This is a genomic window from Paenibacillus paludis (assembly GCF_042610515.1).
GTDB lineage: Bacteria > Bacillota > Bacilli > Paenibacillales > Paenibacillaceae > Paenibacillus_AQ.
Genome location: NZ_JBGJZP010000002.1, coordinates 710316 through 729806, shown reverse-complemented (window position 1 = coordinate 729806; position 19491 = coordinate 710316). Strand labels below are relative to the sequence as shown.

The window sequence follows — 19491 nt, the reverse complement described above, 5'->3', positions numbered from 1 at the left end:
TGGATTTTAAGGGCTTTTGACCCGTTGCATAATCCCATCGTACAGAGGCGCTCGTTTTTGTTCAAACTCCAAATTATTCGTATTACAGGAATTCTAACGGGCAGTTATGCGTAACTTTTAGGGAATGTAAACATCTAAATAACGTAAGGAACGAGGAGGCAGACAATTCATGGGAGGAACGAATGTATGGGATGCGGAGTGGGAGGTTAACGAAGAGCAGGCGCGGACGCTGATCGGCAGACAATTCCCTCAGCTGTCATCGAAGCAAGTGAAGCGATTGGGCTGGGGCTGGGACAATACGGTTTTTCTCATCGGTGACGAGTACGTGTTCCGGTTTCCAAGAAGAACGATTGCAGTTGGCTCGATTCGTATGGAAGGGAAGCTGCTGCCAAAGCTGGAGGCATATATGACCATCCCCTATCCGAAACCGTTGTTTTATGGCGAAGTAAGTGACGAATACCCGGCACCATTTCTTGGCTATGCCTACGTGCTAGGAGATTTCCCAATCGGTTTGACGGAAGAACGCCGGGCTTTATCGGCAGAGACGCTGGCGAAATTTTTGCGGAGATTGCATGAGTTTCCGGTGCAGGCGGCGCTGAAGTGCGGAGTTCAGCAAGATCATCGAAACTTGACGGACATAGCATCGCGCAAAGTGAAATTGGAGGGCTTTCTATCGAAGGTGGTTGAACACTTGTCGCCGGAGGAGTCCGGTGTGATCGAAGCGTATATTAGCAGGCTGCAAAAGGACCGTGTCGAGGCGGTGAATGCACTGCTACATGGCGATCTTCATTTCAAAAATATGCTTGTGAATGAGAACGGGATCGTTTCCGGCATCATTGATTGGGGCGATCTGAGCGTAGGCCATCCGGCTTGCGATTTGAGCGTTGCTTATAGCTTTTTACCTCCTTACGCTCGCGGCGTGTTTTTCGAAACGTACGGAGGAGCGGACGAGGAAACGAAGCTGCTGGCGCGGCTAATCGCGGTATACATCCCCATACTGATCTTAATGCAAGCGGTCGATGACGGGAATGAAGCGATTGCGGCAGAGGCGAAATCCAACATCATGCGGGCACTGTCGGATTAGGCTCATTATTTCGTTGCGGCTATGGGGCTATGGCTATCGGCACCATTTTGTCGTTTAAAGGCCGCGATAAGGTACGATCCGCCTTCTCTGATGCCGCTTTATGTTGAGGAACACGAAATTCAACAGAGTAAGTCGTTGCGCTAACGGGACACGATAGCAATAAACCGCCTTTTCAACGAAGGCGGTTTTCTTATGGTCAAATATCAACATTAGAATTTAACATAGCCATTTTTTTAGGGAATATTGTATTCAGCTTCTTTTGGTGTTGAATGCGTACGGATGTAAGTATTTCCGCTTGTAGCGGAAAAGGATTACGTTTAGAAGTGAGTTGTAATCGTATACACTGATCTTGTAAGACAAAGAAATGAAATGTAAGAGGTGAACGCAATGGATGAGTATCAGGAAATTATTATGGGAATTATAACTAATTCGGGAATCGCCAAGAGCAAGGCTATGGAAGCTATTGCCCTTGCCCAGAAAGGCCATTCAGAGCAGGCAGCAGAATGCCTGGAGGAATGCAAGAAGGAGCTGGTGGGTGCGCATAAATCGCAAACAAGGCTGATCCAGCAGGAAGCGGGAGGAGTCGCACATGAAGTGACACTGTTGATGGTACATGCACAGGATCATCTGATGTCAGCCATTACGACAAAGGATATGGCGGGACATATTGTGGAGCTATATAGCAGATTGAACCGCTATGAAGCGGCGGTTGTCCATAACACTACAATTAGGGAGGACTAAGAATGAAACAAATTACTCTGGTATGTGCAGCAGGAATGTCTACAAGTATGCTGGTACAGAAAATGCAGAAGGCCGCCCAGGCCCAAAATATTGAGGTGGGGATCAGGGCCACCTCCGAAAGCTCCTTCAAGGAGTATGCGGACAAGACGGATGTGCTGCTGATTGGACCGCAGGTCGGCTATCTGGAAGGTGATTTTAAAAGTAAATATGAACCTAAAGGCATTAAAGTGAGCGTAATCGACCGAATGGACTATGGCATGATGAACGGTGAGAAAGTGCTTGCCGATGCTTTGAGCCTGTGATCTTATAAGTACGATCTGAAGCAGCTGCGCGGATTCGCAAGAACAGCTTTTATTGGCAAGAATGTAATTTCATCAAATGGAAGCGTTATCTAGATGGTGGTTATCAGATGAAATTCTAAAGCAGGAGTTGAACGGATATGGCAAATGAAAAAAAGCTATCCCACAAGCTGCAAAGATATGCAGGTAAAATTCAGCAAAACCGCTATATGAGCGCTATTTCGAATGGTCTGATGTCAACACTCCCTTTTCTGATTGTCGGGGCGTTCTCGACGCTGTTCTCTGCGCTTGCCTGGGAGCCTTATCAGAACTTTATTGCACCGGTAAAGGGAATTATCGGGTTGGCATCAACCATGACTACGGGGGTTATCGCCCTGTATGCCGTATTCTTCATTGCTTACAGACTGGCGCAGGCTTTCGACAAGGACCCGTTGGTTCCCGCTGCGACTGCACTGCTCTCGTTCCTTATCCTCACGCCGGTAGAGACCTTCGACAAGGTTCGGGCGCTGCCACTGCAATGGCTTGGCGCACAGGGTTTGTTTGTAGCCATGTTCGTCGGCTTGATCGCCTCGAGATTGTATATATGGATTGTTGACCGCAACTGGACCATTAAAATGCCGGAGGGAGTTCCGCCTACGGTCGTCAAAACCTTTTCGGGATTAATTCCGGCGATACTCGTAGCTGTTGTATTCGTAGTGATTTCGGGCCTGTTCATGCAGACCTCCTTTGTTACGGTTCATGAGTTTATTTATACCTATCTGCAAGTGCCGCTGGAAGGGCTGGGCGGATCACTGGGGGCCATGATTATCGCGCTGATCATTATGCAGGCACTCTGGATGTTCGGGATTCACGGAGCTATCGTGACTTTGGCCATCGTGAAGCCCATCTGGATGAGTCTGGATCTTGCGAACCTCGATGCCTTTCAGGCCGGTGCACCGCTGCCGAACATTATCGGATTGGCGTTTTGGTACATTTTTGCAAATTATGCACCCATGCTCGGCTTCGCACTGTTGCTGGTCTTCCTCGCCAAGAGCAAGCAACTGCGTACGATTGGGAAACTGGGCCTCCCGGGGACGTTTTTCTCGATACACGAGCCCCTGAACTTCGGCATACCGGTCGTTCTGAATCCGCTTTTGGCGGTTCCGTTTATCGCTTCCCCTATCGTTTGCGTGGTGCTTGGCTATTTTGCGACCACCATCGGCTTGCTGCCGGCACCCATCGGAATATATCCGGCATTCGGCACTCCGATCTTTGCGCTGGGGATCATCGAGGGCAGTTGGAGACTTGCAGTCGCACAGCTTGTGCTTATTCCAATCTGTATGCTGATTTACTATCCGTTCTTTAGAACACTCGACAGACAGGCGCTGAAGAGAGAACAAGATGCACAGGAAACCTCGGAGAAGGAAGAAACGACCGGAGTCAATGCCGGAGCAATCACCTCATAACCGGACAATAAACCCGGAAAACGGCGATTCATCGCCGTTTTCTGTCATTACTCCAGAAGGGGGGAATATTGTATGATCAAGCTTGGCATAGCGGAGAACAAACGTTATTTCGTCAGCGAGGGGGCTCCGTTTTTCTACCTGGCGGATACGGTCTGGAGCGCATTTACCAATATCTCGCTGGAGGAATGGAACTATTACCTGGACTATAGGAAGAGCCAGGGCTTTAATGTTCTGCAGATCAACCTGCTGCGGCAGTGGGATGCCAGCGGCAGTGATTTAATTCAGGAGCCGTTTGTCCTGTGTGAAGACGGTACTTATGATTTTTATTCGCTAAATGAAGAGTATTTCGCAAGAGCCGAGCAAATGGTGGAAATAGCGGTGGGCAAAGGGTTTGTGCCGGCGCTGGTCCTGCTCTGGTGCAATTATATTCCGGACACCTGGGCGTCCAGAATCCGGGAAGATAGAAAGATGCCGCTTGATGCAGTGGAACCATACGTGCGTTATGCTGCGGAACGCTTCTCCAAATACTACCCGATCTATGTCGTGAGCGGGGACACCGATTTTCCGTCCGATCGGGCGAACGAATATTACCGGACGGCACTTCATGTTGTGAAAAGGCATAGCCCGGAGTGCTTGACCACTCTGCATATTCAAGGAAGAACAGCGGCGGTGCCGGACGAGTTCATAAACGATCCCGACTTGGATTTCTACATGTACCAGTCCGGCCACAATTCGCAGTTTCAGCCTATGGCCTACACCTTAGCTATGGATTTCAGCAGCAAGCCGGTAACACGGCCGGTGTTGAACTCTGAGCCTTGCTACGAAATGATGGGGTACAGCCGCCAGGTGTACGGCCGGTTCAGCCGTGCCGATGTGCGCAAGGCTGCCTGGCAAAGTCTTTTATCCGGAGCGGCCGCCGGGGTAACCTACGGTGCGCACGGAATCTGGAGCTGGCACAAAAAAGGCAGGCGGTTCGGAGTTACCGGAGAAGGGTTTGACAGCCCCTATGATTGGCAGACCGCTCTTAAATTCGAGGGGGCTTGGGATTACGGATTTGCCAAATGGCTGTTTCAGATGTACGGGCTGACCGACTTGCAGCCGTGGGACATTGTGCTTAAGAACACGGAAGAGATCCGGGCAGCGGCAACCGCCAGCTTGTCCAAGGTCGCCATTTATGTTCCTGTCAATACAGTTCTGAGGTTAAATGCGGACCTTGGTGAATACGAGTTTACCATCATCGATCTTGAACACCGCAGATTTGCGGCAGCTGTAATAACTGTTAAAGAGAGAACGACAGTTATAGATATGCATGAATTCGAAAGCGATGTTCTTGTGATTGGTGTGAAAAAATCATATGAGGTGATCTAGAATGGGGTTAGGTCCTAACTTTCTGTGGGGCGGCGCAACCGCGGCAAATCAAAGTGAAGGCGGATATAATTTAGGAAACCGAGGTTTAGCAAGTGTTGATTTATTGCCTATGGGCAATGATCGAGCAGGAGTAATGGCCGGAAAAATTAAAATGCTTGAATTTGATGATCAGCACTTTTATCCGGCTCAGGTAGCAATTGATATGTATCACCAGTATATTGATGACATCAAGTTATTCGCTGAAATGGGCTTTAAAACTTATCGCATGTCGATATCATGGACCAGAATTTTCCCCAATGGGGATGAAGAGAAACCGAACGAAGAAGGTTTAACCTTTTATGAGAATATATTTCGGGAATTACGAAAGCACAATATCGAGCCATTGGTAACTTTAGCCCATTTTGATGTTCCAGTTACTCTTATCAAAAAATACGGTTCATGGCGTAATCGTAAAATGGTTGGTTTTTTTGAGAACTATTGTCGTACCGTATTCAATCATTTCAGAGGGCTGGTAAAATATTGGTTGACCTTTAATGAGGTGAATATGATACTGCATGCACCGTTTTTGGGCGCGGGCTTATGCTTTGAACCAGATGAGAATGAAGAACAGGTAAAATATCAAGCCATGCATCATCAATTAATGGCCAGTGCTGTTGCAACTAAAATAGCGCATGAAGTTGATCCCGAGAATAGGATTGGCTGTATGCTGGCAGGAGGAAATAATTATCCTTATTCTTGCCGTCCAGAGGATTATGCTAGAGCAGTCGAAAAGGATCGGGAAAATTATCTGTTCATTGACATTCAAGCCCGGGGCGCCTATCCGAATTATGCACTAAAAAAATTCGAACGAGAAAATATTCATATTGTGATGCAAGAAGGAGACCAAGAATTATTAAAACATCATACAGTTGATTTTATTTCGTTCTCCTATTACTCATCCCGGGTTGTTGCCACCGATCCATCTGTTGCTCATGAAACGGCTGGAAATATATTTAAATCCATTAAAAATCCTTATTTGAAATCTTCCGAATGGGGCTGGCAGATCGACCCCTTAGGGTTGAGGTCAGCGCTGAATATTTTATATGACCGTTATCAGAAGCCATTATTTATTGTGGAAAACGGGCTTGGTGCGGTGGATACACCAGATGAAAACGGCTATGTAGAAGATGATTATCGAATTGAATATCTGCGTGAGCATATTAAGGCATTTAAAGCGGCAGTCGAAGAAGACGGCGTTGAGCTGATGGGGTATACGACTTGGGGATGTATTGATCTAGTTAGTGCGACCAAGGGCGAAATGAGCAAGCGATATGGATTTATTTACGTTGATCGTGATGATGAAGGTAATGGGACACTGAAACGTAGTAAGAAAAAATCATTTTATTGGTATCAAAAGGTTATCCAAAGCAACGGTGAAGATTTAGAATAAATTGAATTCTAAATCATGTCCTTTTATATTTTAGTATGAAACAATTTCTGAGTGAAGTATTGCAGCTTATTCATGCGACCATCTCCTTTATCCGGGGTGGTTTTTTTCTATATGTGCTCCATCAAAAAGGGCTGTAACTCCGTGGCATGATGAATCCGGCTGTTATCCAGAATCAGCGCGATTTTCCCACTCGGATACGCAGAGAGAAGATCCTGAAGAAATCAAATAAAGGCTGTATAAAAACCCTCCTGTTTTAGTAAGCTCGAGTATCGAAAAATGGAAACGTGTATAAGTATGCGCATAATGATTTAAAAATCTGTTGGACATGGACTGAATAAATTTTGGAATTTAGTGTGATTTCCTATTACCAATGTAATGGTATATATGAGGCCGCTTTTGAGAAACTGCGAAAAGCTATAGATTCTACATATTTATTTATCCTCCAGCTTTTCATAGTAATCTGCAATGTAAAGGAGATGATTTGTGGAAACAGGAAGTATAGGATGAATATCGTCGCCGCCTCATTGAGAAAGATTGCCAGGAATCGACAATCAAGAGGACCTCAAAAGGATTAGCTTATATGTTGCGGATCAGAGTTCAGAGTAATAATAAAACAATTCTAAGGAGGAATTTCTATGAAATTCGGCAAAAAATTAATTGCTAGTACTTCTGTTATTGTGGCATCTTTGGCGGTTGCAGTAACTGCGTTTGCAAATACGGACACCAAAAATGTAAACGGCTATGGTACTCTGAAGGGTACCTTGTCGGCTTCGGGTTCCACTGCAAATTATTCGACTTCGGTAAGTTATAACAGTGACAAAGCCTACCTGACAATCGCCGGCTCTGCACAAAATGTAAACGGCACTACGGTTATTACGAAGTCGCAGATCAATAGTTCAAGAGGCGCGACCAGCTACAATGGATATTTATCACCGTTAGGGTCGAACGTATATGTTGTTTATGGGACGCACGGGGTGCAAGGCGGCAACACATATAGTGCGGATGCTGTTTTCACATATACACATCTCTAATCATTGATTGTTATTTGAAATAAGTTTATGCCATGCAGAATAGAACTGAGGAGATACGCTCTATCTGCATGGGCATAAACTTTTTTCTATGTAGTACATATCAATTTGAACTTATATTTGACGATTGTAAAAAACTCATTGACATCTATTTTTGACGATTGTAAAATATTGAAAAAAGACAATTGTCAAAAAAGGAGCAGGCTACATGAAAATAAAGAAACTTCCAGAGGCCGAGTTTGAAATTATGCGGGTGGCCTGGGCCAATGAACCACCTATTACGACAGCGACGATAATGGAACAGCTTGGTAAAGAGCGCGAGTGGAAAGCTCCAACGGTGATCTCCCTTATGCTGCGGCTGGTGGAACGAGGATTTTTACGTACGGAGAAGGAAGGCAAAGAACGCACGTACTACCCTTTGGTCGATAAGGATGTGTATCTCGCTTTGGAGACGGAGCATTTCTTGAAGCAATATCATGATGATTCATTTTTAAGCTTCGTTAACACACTTTATAACGAGAAGCGTCCGAGTGACAAGGAACTGGATGAGCTACTGAAGTGGGCGAAGGAAAGGAGGGAGTGACAATGCATAGCTTTCTCATCACTCTGCTCGAATGTTCGGTCTCTATGACGGTTATTGGGATTATCTATATGGCGGTTACGCCTCTTTTGCAAAATAGATTTACAGCAAAAGGAAGATATTACGGCTGGCTGGTCATTGTTATCGGCTTTATTGTTCCGTTTCGTTTCCATCTTCCCGTCTCAATTATTTCTATGGATACGTTATTCCCTACTCTGGGCAGTACCGGTCCTTCCAACCTTAATCCGCTAACAGCGGCAGCTTTTCCCGGAATTACCGCAACAGCATTCCCTTGGCTTAGTGTAGCTGTTGGCGTTTGGATGACAGGAGTTGTCGTATTCGTCGCCTGGCATATGGTCCGGCACAGACGTCTGTTGCGTTTGATAAAACGCTGGAATGAAAATTCCAACGACAAACAGGCATTGCGGTTGTTGCAACAGATAAAAGTTGAACTGAATGTCACCCGGCATGTAGATTTGCGGATTTGTCCCGCTATTTCGAGTCCAATGCTGGTGGGGTTAGTTCATCCTGTTATTTTGCTTCCTTCGAATCGTCTCTCGATTCAAGCCTTGCGGTTCATCCTGAAGCATGAGCTCATTCACCTCAAACGCAAGGATTTAGGCTACAAGCTGCTCATTTTTACAGCTGCTGCGTTGCATTGGTTTAACCCGTTCGTCTACCGGATGGCACGGGAAATTGCTATTCAATGTGAGCTTTCCTGTGATGAAGCAGTCGTTATGCACTCCGATATGAACAACCGTCAGCAATATGTAGAGACTATTATTAATGTTGTGAGGAATCAATCTATAGGACGCAGCGCGTTCTCCACCAGCTTTTCTGACAATAAACTGAGTTTAAAGAAAAGAGTGTATTCCATTATGGATACTCGCGGCAAAAAATGGGGGTTTTCCCTGCTCATCGTAATTTCTTTAGCAGCCGTTGGAACAGGCGTAGTTTTGCAACTAAATTCAGCACAGCCTGAAACAGCGTTGCCAGCGTCGTCAATACAAGCCGCAGCAAATGAGATTGTATCCAACCAGGAAGGCAGCGATCCTGAAGGTTCAGCACTTCCCTCACCCGTAGCATCTCCCGTAGCATCGCCTGTTCCTTCCTCGTCTCCAATCAAAGAGGATCACCCAGTGAATGAGTTGAAAAAAGAAGAGACAGGAGCTGTTTTAAGAGAGGGTGTTGGGGATGATGTTAAATCAAAATCCGATTCTGCATCAAATGAGCCAGTACTCAAGAGTACAACGCAGTCTATGTTACCCGAACTCAGGGAAAGCAAAAAGTGAAATTATATTTTTACACAAAGGAGATGAAAATGTGAATATGCGAAAGGGATGTAGACTTGTTTCATTAATGCTTATCATTTCATTAGTTCTTATTGGGTGCTCTGCGGATAAGACGCAAACCTTGAATTCAAGTCTCTCTCCTAGTGCTGAGCCTCAAAAGGCAAGTGCTCCATCCAAAAATCCATTTGAGACAGACGGAGAGAATCAAGTGATTTTAGGCAGGATGAGTCATAGGTTTGCTAATCCAAAGCTGGATCAAAGAGGACAGAGGGCTCCTATGGCGTACAATGGCGGGGAAATGAAAATAGATTATGAAGTGGCCGCCTCTGGAAAAGCCAATAATGTTGGATTTCTCATTTTTATCAATGGACAGCCGCAGCCTTACAAGTTTAATTCAACAGATACTCCGTATGAGTATATGCACATTTTTGAGGTGCCGGATGATGATGAACACTATACTCCATTTAGTTTTGTATTCACCCCAATCACGGGAAAAAAAGGGGATCAGCTTTCAATCAACATCATCAGTGTATATAATCCTGGCTTCACTCCGGATATGAAAGAAACTTCTTCTTACGGAGGTTACCAAACAACATTGCAATTGGATGGAATCATTAGTTTTAATACGGATCCCAATCCACTGGATGACCCCTCCATCATGAAAGAAGAAGTGTTAAGTGACGTACGTCAGACCACGGAGCCAATTACCCAGGAATTACTGGAGAAGGCCAGCGGATTCGAAAAGGTAGACCTCAATGCATTAGATAAAAAAGTCTATAACGAGCTCCAAATAGATGGTGACGTGCGTATGGACAATTATTCAATCGAAGGAAAAGATAAAGTACATGTAACCTTCAAGTTATTCGGTCATCCCGGTGTACAATATCGAAGTACATTCTATATCAACCACCAAGCCATTAGTGCCAAGAAGGTTTCTTTTGAGACGAAGCTGACCAAAGGCAATGTATCGGTGATCGAAGCCGACATAGAAGTGGAGAAACTGGAGGATTTCAATACGTTCTATGTCGTTTCCGCCCCCCTTAACGCGAATGATTTTCCTGATGATGTGATCATTTTGGATAAAACAGCATCCGTACTGCTCTACAAGGGAAAGGAGTGATGGGAATGAAATCAAAACAAATCGGCGCTCTTCTGCTATTGCTCGTATTTGTGATAACAGGATGCATCCGTACCGAACCTGGCAAAATAATCACGGGTCAAACCGTCAGCTCCAATCATGCAACCTCCGTTGCCTCGACCCATAGTGTGGGGAAGGCAGGGGAGCAGCCTTTATCGAGCTCATCCACCGTGCAGGCTCCTGTCTCTTTGTCATTCGGACAAATAAAGGGGGATATCCGAAACATCTACTACGCGGATGAGAATAAGGCTTTTTTATCGGCAGATCAATTGGTACTGGTTGACCTGCAAACTGGACGAGCAATAGCTGAGACTGCTGGAATGGATTTCGATCAGCAATTGATGTGGACAACCAAGCGTGGATATGTAGCAGTCGGTGTGAAAATCACTACCGGCAATAGTAGCAGCGGAGGGTTAACAACGGGTGGCGAAGTCGCGTTCCGCGCTGTGTTTTATGACCAGATGCTTAAGCAACTAACAACGTTTGACTTTAGTCCATTGCTTAAAAAGAATGAGCATATTTCATTTTTGAAGGCCATTGCAATTTCTTCTGATGGAACACAAGCGGCCTATGCTACAAATAACGGACTTTATTTGTATAACTTCAATACCAAGAAAAAAACAACTGTCATTGATTTGCAAGCAAAGGATATCGCAAAACGTTCAGGTATCGTTACTGTTGAACAAATTGGGTTCACCAATAAGGACAAGACTTTGGCCTTTAAGGCGCAGAGTTTAGAAATCCCTGTGGCACCCGGCAAGACTTCCTTCGATTCATGCGGAACGGTGAGTCTGAATGGCAGTGGCCTGGCAAATCTGACCTTTGACAACTACACCTGCAAGGAATTGACGGCATATGACCAGCAGCTGCTTCTCGCAGAGGATTTTACAATTCCCTCCGGAAGATTGCTTGTCATGGGGACTCCCGGGAGCAAAAAGAATTTTCTCAGACTGACCGAAAAAGGGGAGAGCGGATTTGTAACAGGGTCAGACAAGGGACGTTATTTTGCCACCACACTTGCAGAAAAGGGCAAAACCGGTTGGAAAATTCGGGTGTATGATACCAGCACCGGCAAGCTGCAAGCGGAGCAACACCTATCAAGCGGCGGAGAGGCCCGTTATATGGCCAACGACCCGATTGTAAAAGTTTTCGATGATGAGAGGACCTACATTGTATTGCTGGGGGCGCGGCAGCTCGATATCAAACCGAAAATCGTGGCCAAGCGGTTTTAAAAGGAGTGATCAGCCTGTGAAGGTCACATTTAAAGGGATTTCCAAGCAATATAAGGGAAAGTTTGCCTTGCAGGACTTTTCGGCAGAGATGGATAACGGGATTTATGGACTGCTCGGGACCAACGGGGCGGGAAAGACGACGCTGATCAATATTTTTGTCGGCATTTTGAAAAGTGATAAAGGTCAAATCCTGATCAATGATGTGGATGCGCGAAGCCTCGGTGTGAACTTCCTGTCCCAAATCGGCTATTTGCCGCAGTTTCCGCAATTTTACAAAAATTTCGAAGTGTTGGAATTCCTGAAATACATGTCCGTCCTGAAGGAGATCCCCAAACAGCAAGGAGAGAAACGGGCAAAAGAACTGCTGGAGATTGTCAACTTAACCGGTGCCGCCGGTAAAAAAATCGGCGCTTTATCCGGCGGGATGCGCCAGCGCGTCGGCATTGCCCAAGCGATGCTCAATGATCCTGCTATTCTGATTCTTGATGAGCCGACCGCAGGACTCGATCCCCAGGAACGCATCCGTTTCCGCAATCTGATCACCAAATTCTCGGAGAAACGGATTGTCCTGCTGGCCACCCACATCGTTTCCGATATCGAATTCATCGCTAACCAGGTCATTTTGCTGAAGGACGGGCGGCTTTTAAAGCAAGATACGCCACATGCGCTTGTGGACGGGCTGGCTGGAAAGGTGTGGAAGGTAACCGCGTCGGAGGACACACTGGACGAGAAACTGCACCGGCTCAAAATCAGCAATATGCTGCGGGAGCAGGAAGAGATTCATTTACGGGTCATAAACGATGAAAAACCGGATATCCGCGCCGTGAATGTGCAGGCCAATCTGGAGGATGTCTTCCTGTATTATTTCGGAGAGGGCGAGCAATGGTAACGTTAATCGGCTATGAATGGCGCAAGCATTTTCGCAAAGGGTCGCTTATCGCCGCGCTGCTTTTATTTACAGTGTTGAATGTCGGGAAAATTTATAGTGTGCACGAGAGTAATTCGCTGCTTGAGAACCCGGGATGGGGGGCGTTGTATGCAGAGCAGTTTCACGACTTCGGCGGAACGATTACGGATGAGAAGATCAGGAAGCTGATGGCTATTTACCAGCCACTGGCGAACCAGACCGCCGAGCTGACGACAAGCACAACCTATCGCCCTCCGGGTACACGTTTGAGCAATGTCTATACCGATTGGAACTTTTTTCGTTATTGTTTTGTGAATCCGATGAAATATGACTACGACTACAAGGCATATGCTGAGGGTGTAGTGACCAGCGCCAAGGACAACATAACGTTTTATGAAGCATTGGGCAATCATTACGATTCTCGAAAAAATGCAGCCATTGCGGAACTGTTTCAAGGACGGTCGATCACCAGCTTCGCCTATACGGAGATGTACAACTACTATGTCCAGTACGACTTCTCTGCTCTGCTGGTATTGTTAATCTGTCTCTACGGTCTCTTGAACGTGTTTTTGTCCGAGAAGGAAACGGAGATGGACACGTTGCTCTTGACCACTAAAGCAGGAGGCGTTAAAACCGCTTGGGCTAAACTTTTGGCCTCGGCTCTGTTTGTATGCAGTGTCTCGTTTTGGTTTTGGCTGGTTGATTTTTTCGCCTTTTCCCTCCTCTTTGACTCGTGGGACGCAGCCTTTTCTCCATTGTATGCTCTGGAGGATTTCATCCACGCTGGGCTGAATATGAACCTGGGTCAATACGCCTTGTTATCTGCGCTGGTGAAAACGGCGGGCATGCTTGTACTTGGACTGTTGTTCCTGTTGATCTCTTCCTTGTTTCGTAACGCGTTGCTCCCGTTTATTCTCAGCTTGCTTATTTCCTTCGGTTGCATGTACCAGCAAGAAGCCTTTGCGGGCTCCGGGCGTATCCTGCTCAAGATTATCAATCCGTTTGTGCTGGTTGTCAATCGCGAGCTGTTCCGGAGAGCGGAATTTGTATCTCTGTTGGGCTACCCGCTGCCAAGCTATATCGCCGCCCTCTTGATTGCAGCCAGCTTGGGGATTGTCTTTCTTTGCGGGCTGGCAATTTTCATGAGAAAGAATGCACTGCGCAAGGGGGATGGAAATCGTGTCAACTTGGATGTATGAGATGAAAAAAATGTTCCTCCTGCAGAAAGGCTTGTTATTCATCATTTTGTATTTTGTCTTGAGTGCGGCGGTTATGCTGGTTCTGGATAAGCCCGAGAGCCCGGACATGGAGATGAACGCTTCGCTCTATTCGCCCTATCTGAAGCAAGTGCAAGGACCGTACACAGAGGAAACCGAACATTTCTTTACGGAGGAGGCCGCCCGGATATCCGACGCCAAGGTCGCTCTGCAAAAAGCGACTGATGATTACTATGACGGGAAAATGGGGAAAGCAGCGTTTCTGTCCACGTCCGGCCCGCTGGAGGCGCTCCTGCAAAACGAGAAGGGCTTTCAGCTGATCTATGACCAATATACGTATGTCCGTGAGCATCCGGCCAATCGTTATTTTCTATACACGAATGGCTGGAACGGATTGCTCGCCCATGACAGCCTGGATTTATTGTGGGTATTACTGTTACTGCTTCTGGTAACACCGGTGTTTTGCTTCGAATATGAGAGCCGGATGGATGCACTCCTCCTTACGGTTCGCAAGGGGACCCGGTACCATGCGGTCTGCAAGATTGGACTAGTGTTATCAACGGTTGCTGTGCTTTGCCTGCTGTCCACAGGCTTGCGGTATATCTTCTACCAGTTTCAATACGGTCTGGAGAACGGAGGTTACCCACTGCAAAGCCTGTCTTACTTCGCGACGTCCACCCGGGATTGCACCCTGTTTGAAGCTTTTATGTGGGTAACGGCGGGCAAGTTGTTCGGCAGCTTGTGTTTTGCCGCGCTGATTTTGTTGGTTTCAGTGTGCCTGAAAAAATATGCGGTTGCCTTGTTTTCCTGTACGGCGGTGATTCTGCTTCCCTACTATGGACTAAGTCTGGAATCGACGAAATACTTTTTGCCAGGGCCCCTGGGGTTTCTGGTATCCACCGGTTATCTGCGTGGCACAGAGTACGAGCGTAATCCACTGAATAATCAGTTGGATGTGGTCTTTCGGGAAGTCACTCTTGCTGTGTGGAGCGTCGTATTTGCGGTCACGCTCATTCTCTGCCTCGGTGTACTGGTTGTGATTTTGAACCGGCGTACTAATATGTGGAGCACAGGGAAGCGAAAGCGGAGAATAAGAGCGGTCAGCTTGATGCTCACTTTATGTATGGCATTGTCCGCGATTGCCGGCTGTTCTTCTCGTGACAATACGGAAACAAGGGTTATATTTAATTATTCCTCCAAGCAATCCTATGAAAACGAGCATTATCGTTTTTTCGTAGACGAAACGGATCTGAAGAATATTCGCATTGTTTTTGAGGATAAACAAACTGGTGAAAAGCATAACTTTATCCGCAACCCTATGCCCTCCTTAACCCGAGTGGAAAATGCGTTATTTGGAAAAGGCACACATGTCTACTACATAAAATATGATTCGGACAAAGCAGGGTTCAGGGAGAATGTGAATCGATTTTCTGTGATTGAGGTGGATACAACGACTTTTCGTGAACGAGTTGTCTTCGAAAAGAAGCTGAGTATGAACAAAAGTCCTCTATTGGGTCTGGCGAAGGCGAATGCTCAAGATGTGAATTTTTTTAAGAGCATGAGTGCTTTCTTTCTGGATGAGCATAGCTTGTACTTCATCGGCCAAGATGAAATTCGGCGAGTCAATCGGCTGACCGGGGATATGCAGGTTGTTCTTCGGACTCCGGTCATGAGAAGCGTAGCGTTTGACGGCCGCATGATTTACTATGTCGATGGAAAATCCCAGGTCGTCCAACATGACACGAAGACGGATTCCGAGACGGTAGTCCCCGACCTTATTACACAGGCCTTTGTCTTGACCGATACCGAGCTGCTTTTTTTAAACCGGAAGGACCAGCAAAAGCTTTATGCCCTGGATTTGCGAGATTCTGACCTCCACAAGCTAACAGATATGCCTGTACTGAGCTTCTATTGCGAGGGGCAATCGATCTTCTACGTGAATAAGGAGGATCAGAAGCAATACCGTCTGGATCGGAGCGAAACCGGAAGTTAGCTTCCATTTGTCTATTACAAAAAATTTTCAACTGCTTAAGAGTGCGAAAATTATAGGAACAAAAATAGATCAATCGCAATGGGCTAAGTTTCTCCATTGCGATTGATTTTTAGTATAAAGGATTAGCCTGCTTCTTCAATGTAATCGACTACAATCCAGCCCCAGACGCCATGGTTGTAGCTGTATACATTTTTCCAAACATAACCGTCTGCTGTCACGTCTGTTCCACCCGTTTGAGCGTTTACAAGATCGCCGTTATAGAGCAACCCGAGAACCGTTCCAGACAGTGAATGAGTGCTTCTGAGCCGAACCCCATCCCCAGTGACTACATAAGTGGAGCTTCTGGCGCTTGAACTTGGTTCTAACCCGGCTAGTACTTCCCTATTTTCTGCTTGCACTTGTTGTTGGGTGTTTTCACTGCTATAAATATTTTCAGCTGCAAAGGCCCCTTGAGTAAGTAATAACATGGCCGAAATCATAAACGAAAAGCTGACAAGCTTCTTAAGCATATGAAGTCCTCCTTTTATAATTTTGTGAATATTGTCACAAATCATCTCATAAAACCTCTGGTGTCTAAGCAACTGTTTAAGGTGATCTCAAATGAAGCATCTCTTTCCCTCCTTCTCATATAGAACATTACATTCATTAGCTTGAATCACATGTTCCTCTTAACTATTTTCATTTATAAGGTTTTTCTTAGTATCTTTTGTAACATTATGGATGAATTCGGTAAACTATTATATAATAAGGGAAAATATATAAGAATTTACAATGATATTGGGAGACGCATCTTGTCAGTAATCCTCCTTTGGTTCTTCCGATAAGGGTATGAAGGGAGAGAGCAGCATTTGTGGGGAAGAAAAGGTAAGCAGCAGGATGATTTTTACGAAGAACTTTGTGTGAAATATTTCAAAAATATCTATGGCTATTGCACTCGCTTAACCAAAGGGCAAGTACAACTGAGTGACATTGTAGAAGAATGCACCCAAAATACTTTCCTTGAAGCCCGGAAGCAGATTGAGAGATTGCAAAACCATCCTAACGTTGAAGGATGGCTCTATGTTACCGCGAGGAACTTGGTCAGAAATAGCTATCGCAGTATGTACATAAAGAGGCGGCATGAGATCGTATTAGATGACGGAATGCAATTCTTTAGTGATGATGATGAACTTGCAGCATGCCTGGAAGATACATATGAAATAGATGAATTGAGTGAAAAAGTTTTGAGTGGTCTTAATGAAAGTGAGTATCAATTGTATAACGATTATTTTAGAAATCAATTACCAGTACAAGAATTGGTCGACAAATACCATATTTCCAATACTGCCGTAACCACAAGAATCTATCGGGTCAAGAAAAAAATTACAAATAATATACGTGATTACTTTAAGGAGATGTAGTTATTTTAATTTGTCTGTATAACAGTGTTAACGAGTTATATTTAAGTCTAAGTCGTCCACATAAATTTTTTATGAAATACATTGTGATCTCAACAGACGAATGTAATGTACATAATGGGGAGAGTAATAGCTATGAATAATCGGAAAGAGGATCAAAGGATCTTTAAGGAAATACTGCAAGAAAGGAGTAGTGATGCTGCTGCTAAAGATAAATTCTATCTGATTTTGCATGAAGCTTCGATGGCTGATGCGGAGACGATGGATACCGATTTGCTAAAAGAATGTGTTCAGACTCTTGATTTGCTTGAGGAAGACACATTGCCGCTTTCAGATGAAAAGGCGCAAGCAATGCAGAGGAAAATTGAAAACCAATACAGGACCTGGAAATTGACTAAACATAGAACTGTTGTAAAAAAATTAATAATTAGAGTATCAGCCGTTTTCTTATTGTTTTTTTGCTTCTCCTCCATTGTAGCCAATGCATTCGGGTTAAACTTTTTCAAGATAGTTGCCAGTTGGGGAGAAGAAACTTTCGATTTTATGGCAGAAACAAACCCGCGGCCAACCGATACTGCGGCAAACGATCAAACCTATGAGAGCATTGATAAAGCTTTTGAAAATGTGGAATCCAGGCCACTTTTACCTGAGTGGTTACCAGAGGGTTTCCATTTTAAGTATGCAGAGAAATTTGAACGAACAACAAATACTAGAATCATGTTGTATTATTCCTCTGAACAAGCGGATGACATTCTTATTATTGATTATTTGTTGTATAAACAAGGATATGTAGTTGAAGGAGGGACTTCTTTCGAAAAGGATGAAACGCCCGTAATAACCTTCGATCAAAATGGCATCAAATATTACATTTTTCATAACTTGGAGCAAACACAAGTTGTTTGGGCAAATACCAATTTAGTAATCAATATCAATGGCAGAATTTCCATAGAGGAAATGAAGAAGATGATTGAATCTATACCTACAAATGGAGGTCAAGACTGATGAGTGTGTTGCGGAAGTATGTATCGTTGTCGATGGTTATGATTCTATTGTTATCCTTTTATTCCACGGCTTTTGCAGCCGGGGATGATCAAGTGCTTCGAGCAAGTCCATACATTCGATCCTCAAGTATTAACGTTTTTGCGGATGGAAACGGAAAGTTAAGGGTTGAATCCTACGTGGGAGCTACAGGTGTTGCTGACAAGTTAGGGATTAAGGAGCTATCGATCCAAAAAAAAAGTAACGGTTATTGGTTGCCAGTGGAAATCTTGATTAGCGATAATTATAAAGATGATGCTATCAGTTACATCTACGATACGTTCTACTATGGTTCTGCGGGTACAACTTATAGAGCCTATGTTGAATTTTATGTAGAAAAAGATAATGGGTCAGAAACAAAAATATCTGTATCTTCTCCTGTAACATTGGAATGAACAGTTCCTTGGGAAATAGAAGTTCGTCCTGATTTATTTAATTGAAGATCCCAAATGGGGCTCTTATGATTACGATTTTTCGGACGGGGGTAGGTGCCGTGCTCGCGGTGTTCTTCACCAGTATGGTTGCCTATAGACTCGCGAAACGCTTTGTTAATGAAGGCGTGATCAACCTCAGCGTGACGGACATCGACGAGGTGAACTTGTATACCTTGAAGCTTCCCTCTGCCTTGCTGTTAGATGCTCAGAACGCCGGGCGTTGAAGTTGATCACAGCTGTGAGAATCCTCAAGATTTAGGGATGCATTCTGGTGAGCAAATCTGAAGCTGAAAAGAAATGAATGATCCGGCCATACCTGTTCTCATCAAAGTCATATATTAATCGCGTAGACTACCTGATGCTGCTGGTGCAATCCCTGGGACTGAATAGGCTACCCAAGCTGAAAGAGCGGTATTATGTACAGAATCTATCAAACATATAACTGAGACTAATATAGCAATGTACTGCTAAGCGGATGTCTCCGGAATTGACCGGAGACATCCGCTTTTTTTGCATTGCGATGTTTCATTAATCTCATTGTCATGGGATCTGAGAAAAGTAAGCTATCGGAGACATAGTCCAAACGACTAAAAAAACCGCACTACTTTCAAAAAAAGTACATTTGTGGCTCATCCAGATAGGGGTACAATGAAGGAACTGATTGTGGCACCAATTGCTTTGACCGCCTGCTCGCCTAGGATGCTTATTAAATCGACGTTAGTATCCAGTACCTACTACAGCTAGGCTAAGATTACCCTAACCGCAATACGGACTTGCCAACTTTGGCTGCACAGCCAGGAGCCACTAAATTCTCTGAGCTGACAAAGTCTTATCGTGAGACGTGAAGCACATGTGGACAATGAAAAGCA

At 45.0% G+C, this 19491-nt stretch carries 19 protein-coding genes and 1 pseudogene; 18 read left to right on the top strand and 2 right to left on the bottom strand.

From position 1 onward, the window contains the following. Nucleotides 1–169: 169 nt before the first annotated feature. The 6 genes from ACAN56_RS06545 to ACAN56_RS06520 all read left to right on the top strand — a co-directional run bounded on the left by ACAN56_RS06545 (nucleotide 170) and on the right by ACAN56_RS06520 (nucleotide 6366). Nucleotides 170–1084, top strand: a complete 915-nt coding sequence (locus ACAN56_RS06545; protein ID WP_379141386.1) for a phosphotransferase — start codon at nucleotides 170–172, stop codon at nucleotides 1082–1084. Between the two features lie 387 nt (nucleotides 1085–1471). Continuing rightward, complete coding sequence (locus ACAN56_RS06540; protein WP_379141384.1) at nucleotides 1472–1825, top strand: PTS sugar transporter subunit IIA; 354 nt, start codon at nucleotides 1472–1474, stop codon at nucleotides 1823–1825. A 2-nt stretch (nucleotides 1826–1827) separates the two neighbouring features. Next, nucleotides 1828–2127, top strand: a complete 300-nt coding sequence (locus ACAN56_RS06535) for a PTS sugar transporter subunit IIB (RefSeq protein WP_379141382.1) — start codon at nucleotides 1828–1830, stop codon at nucleotides 2125–2127. Nucleotides 2128–2264: 137 nt separating this feature from the next. After that, nucleotides 2265–3569: a PTS sugar transporter subunit IIC gene (locus tag ACAN56_RS06530; RefSeq protein ID WP_379141380.1), complete on the top strand. Its 1305-nt coding sequence runs from the start codon at nucleotides 2265–2267 to the stop codon at nucleotides 3567–3569. A 72-nt stretch (nucleotides 3570–3641) separates the two neighbouring features. After that, nucleotides 3642–4937: a glycoside hydrolase family 140 protein gene (locus ACAN56_RS06525; RefSeq protein WP_379141378.1), complete on the top strand. Its 1296-nt coding sequence runs from the start codon at nucleotides 3642–3644 to the stop codon at nucleotides 4935–4937. Between the two features lies 1 nt (nucleotide 4938). Beyond that, nucleotides 4939–6366 (top strand): 6-phospho-beta-glucosidase, encoded by a 1428-nt coding sequence (locus tag ACAN56_RS06520; RefSeq protein ID WP_379141376.1) that lies wholly within the window; start codon nucleotides 4939–4941, stop codon nucleotides 6364–6366. A gap of 113 nt (nucleotides 6367–6479) precedes the next feature. Here the strand turns inward: ACAN56_RS06520 and ACAN56_RS06515 are convergent. Further along, a pseudogene (locus ACAN56_RS06515) lies at nucleotides 6480–6587 on the bottom strand (IS630 family transposase); the annotation flags it as partial. A 414-nt stretch (nucleotides 6588–7001) separates the two neighbouring features. Between ACAN56_RS06515 and ACAN56_RS06510 the strand changes: the two are divergent. The 8 genes from ACAN56_RS06510 to ACAN56_RS06475 all read left to right on the top strand — a co-directional run bounded on the left by ACAN56_RS06510 (nucleotide 7002) and on the right by ACAN56_RS06475 (nucleotide 15753). Next, nucleotides 7002–7397, top strand: coding sequence for a hypothetical protein (locus ACAN56_RS06510; RefSeq protein ID WP_379141374.1), 396 nt, complete (start codon nucleotides 7002–7004; stop codon nucleotides 7395–7397). Between the two features lie 205 nt (nucleotides 7398–7602). Beyond that, nucleotides 7603–7977 (top strand): BlaI/MecI/CopY family transcriptional regulator, encoded by a 375-nt coding sequence (locus ACAN56_RS06505; RefSeq protein WP_076109963.1) that lies wholly within the window; start codon nucleotides 7603–7605, stop codon nucleotides 7975–7977. A 2-nt stretch (nucleotides 7978–7979) separates the two neighbouring features. After that, on the top strand, nucleotides 7980–9266 hold the full coding sequence (locus ACAN56_RS06500) for a M56 family metallopeptidase (protein ID WP_379141371.1): 1287 nt from the start codon (nucleotides 7980–7982) through the stop codon (nucleotides 9264–9266). A 37-nt stretch (nucleotides 9267–9303) separates the two neighbouring features. Then, entirely contained in the window at nucleotides 9304–10386 is a 1083-nt protein-coding gene (locus tag ACAN56_RS06495) for a beta-glucanase/beta-glucan synthetase (protein ID WP_379141437.1), read from the top strand. 5 nt (nucleotides 10387–10391) lie between these two features. Then, nucleotides 10392–11636 (top strand): transcriptional regulator, encoded by a 1245-nt coding sequence (locus tag ACAN56_RS06490; RefSeq protein WP_379141369.1) that lies wholly within the window; start codon nucleotides 10392–10394, stop codon nucleotides 11634–11636. Nucleotides 11637–11652: 16 nt separating this feature from the next. After that, entirely contained in the window at nucleotides 11653–12525 is an 873-nt protein-coding gene (locus tag ACAN56_RS06485) for an ABC transporter ATP-binding protein (protein ID WP_379141367.1), read from the top strand. Continuing rightward, complete coding sequence (locus ACAN56_RS06480) at nucleotides 12519–13742, top strand: ABC transporter permease (protein WP_379141365.1); 1224 nt, start codon at nucleotides 12519–12521, stop codon at nucleotides 13740–13742. Before ACAN56_RS06485 ends, ACAN56_RS06480 begins: the two co-directional genes overlap by 7 nt. After that, nucleotides 13723–15753 (top strand): DUF5050 domain-containing protein, encoded by a 2031-nt coding sequence (locus ACAN56_RS06475; protein ID WP_379141363.1) that lies wholly within the window; start codon nucleotides 13723–13725, stop codon nucleotides 15751–15753. The genes ACAN56_RS06480 and ACAN56_RS06475 overlap by 20 nt, the downstream gene beginning before the upstream one ends. Before the next feature lie 122 nt (nucleotides 15754–15875). Here the strand turns inward: ACAN56_RS06475 and ACAN56_RS06470 are convergent, their stop codons facing one another. Continuing rightward, on the bottom strand, nucleotides 15876–16262 hold the full coding sequence (locus ACAN56_RS06470; protein ID WP_379141361.1) for an SH3 domain-containing protein: 387 nt from the start codon (nucleotides 16260–16262) through the stop codon (nucleotides 15876–15878). A 339-nt stretch (nucleotides 16263–16601) separates the two neighbouring features. On the opposite strand from ACAN56_RS06470, the gene ACAN56_RS06465 reads away from it, so the two are divergent. From ACAN56_RS06465 to ACAN56_RS06450, 4 genes are all read left to right on the top strand, one after another. Beyond that, nucleotides 16602–17153 carry an RNA polymerase sigma factor gene (locus ACAN56_RS06465; protein ID WP_379141359.1) on the top strand — a complete coding sequence of 184 codons (552 nt, stop codon included), beginning with the start codon at nucleotides 16602–16604 and terminating at the stop codon, nucleotides 17151–17153. Between the two features lie 132 nt (nucleotides 17154–17285). Beyond that, nucleotides 17286–18152, top strand: a complete 867-nt coding sequence (locus ACAN56_RS06460; RefSeq protein ID WP_379141356.1) for a DUF4367 domain-containing protein — start codon at nucleotides 17286–17288, stop codon at nucleotides 18150–18152. Beyond that, nucleotides 18152–18583, top strand: coding sequence for a hypothetical protein (locus ACAN56_RS06455; RefSeq protein WP_379141353.1), 432 nt, complete (start codon nucleotides 18152–18154; stop codon nucleotides 18581–18583). The genes ACAN56_RS06460 and ACAN56_RS06455 overlap by 1 nt, the downstream gene beginning before the upstream one ends. Nucleotides 18584–18648: 65 nt before the next feature. Further along, the gene (locus ACAN56_RS06450; RefSeq protein WP_379141351.1) at nucleotides 18649–18846 is read left to right on the top strand and encodes a hypothetical protein; all 198 of its coding nucleotides are present in this window, start codon (nucleotides 18649–18651) and stop codon (nucleotides 18844–18846) included. Nucleotides 18847–19491 lie beyond the last annotated feature (645 nt).